The 1670-nt window shown below is 44.9% G+C and carries 1 protein-coding gene and 1 pseudogene; both read right to left on the reverse strand.

The genetic code is table 11. The features are described from left to right. Positions 1-1380: polysaccharide biosynthesis/export family protein (locus BXY_RS20755; protein ID WP_208946883.1), on the reverse strand; the 1380-nt coding region annotated here is incomplete at its 3' end. Beyond that, a pseudogene (locus BXY_RS20760) lies at positions 1358-1670 on the reverse strand (UpxY family transcription antiterminator); the annotation flags it as partial. The gene BXY_RS20755 and the pseudogene BXY_RS20760, both read right to left, overlap by 23 nt.

Consider the following 1670-nt stretch of genomic DNA (forward strand, 5'->3'; position numbering starts at 1 on the left):
AGAAGTACCATCCATGATGGCTTTAATGTCAACAGGGATAACTTCAGTAGTAAGATCCTCACGTTGACGATAAAGGACAGCACGATTCAAGAAAGCATCACCCGTCAGTCCTTGGGCTTCGTTCACCAATTCGCGGACGGTATTCAGTTTACCGTTTAGCTGGTAGATACCGGGACGGTAAACGGCACCACGGATTTCAAGCTTATTAGTGAAGCGGTTAAGGATAGCCTCGGCAGTCACAACATCACCATTCCGCATTTTATAGACACTATAATCAAGGTCCTTGACTGTGTTTACTTCATACTCCTGTCCGTTTTGGCGTACGATACGCAAGGAACGGGTGTAGGCGTCGGCCTCAAACCCACCGGCATAACTGATTAGAGTAGATAAATTTTCGTCCTTCTTCATTTCGAAACGCATCGGACGTTTCACTTTTCCGTCAATCTTAACCAATACGTCATAGGCGGGAACAATCACAACATCACCTTCTTGTAGACGAATGTCATCCTGAATGTTGCCTTTCATGATAAATTGGTAGACGTCAATCGTGGCGATGTTTTTGCCATTACGTACCAGCTGAACATTGCGAAGGCTTCCTATGTCACTCACACCTCCTGCACGGTAAAGTGCATGGAAGACAGTAGAAAAGGAAGAAAGAGAGTAAGTGCCCGGTTGGACAACTTCACCCATCACATTGATCTGAATAGTACGGATGCTGCCCAGAGTCAGACGGATATCAGAAGTGGGATCATTCGTATTATTAAGACCATTATATATCTTGTTTAATGTTTTTTTGAGGTAGTCATTGGCTTCAGCAATAGTCAGGCCGTTCAGGTTGACGGGACCTATTTTCTGAATGTTAATCGTGCCATCAGGAGAAATCTGTTGGCGGATAGTGTTCTGGCTGGCTCCCCAGATATCGATAATCACTTCATCACCGGGACCGAGACGGTAATTTAAAGGGGTGGCGATGTTGACACTGGGTTCAAAAGTCAGGTTACGGGTATTAAAAATGTTACGTCCGAAAACCTGATTACTACGTGCAAGATCTTGAGTACTCGGATGGTCTTCCAGCATATCGGAGGTGTTCTCCTTCATTTCTTCACGAAGACGGGATTCATTGACATCCGTACCGGTAGCGTTGGAAGCATTGACGTTGTTCTGCTGCTCATAAAGCTGCTTCACACGCATAGCCTGTTCTTTGGTCACGCCCTTACGGGCAAGTTCGGAGGCTAATTGTTTTTGTTCTTTCCCTTGTCTAATCCCCTCTTTGACATACTCCAACACTTGAGAATCGCTCATATTTTGAGCCATCAAAGGAGAAAAAACTCCTAACAGTAGAATGAATAGAAATATGTTAAAGTTTTTTTGTGTCGTCATTACTAATCTTTGTAGGTTCTACATAACCGATTGGCATATCTACACAAGCACAGCCAAGCATATTTAAACGAACGGCAATCTTACTCTTACCCCCGACAGTCACGAGTTCGCCAACAAGGCCGCTCAAAGGACCTTTTATGACACGAACTTTCTCACCACGCGCCAGTGGAGTATCATTCATACAGACTGCTTCATCGGAATAATCGAGCATGAAACGGAAACGCGCCATCTGCTCGTCAGGAATAACGGCAGGAGTGCTTTCACCACGCATCACCATATAACGGCTAACT

Origin of the sequence: Bacteroides xylanisolvens XB1A, assembly GCF_000210075.1 — a bacterium.
In the GTDB taxonomy this organism is placed as follows: Bacteria; Bacteroidota; Bacteroidia; order Bacteroidales; family Bacteroidaceae; genus Bacteroides; species Bacteroides xylanisolvens.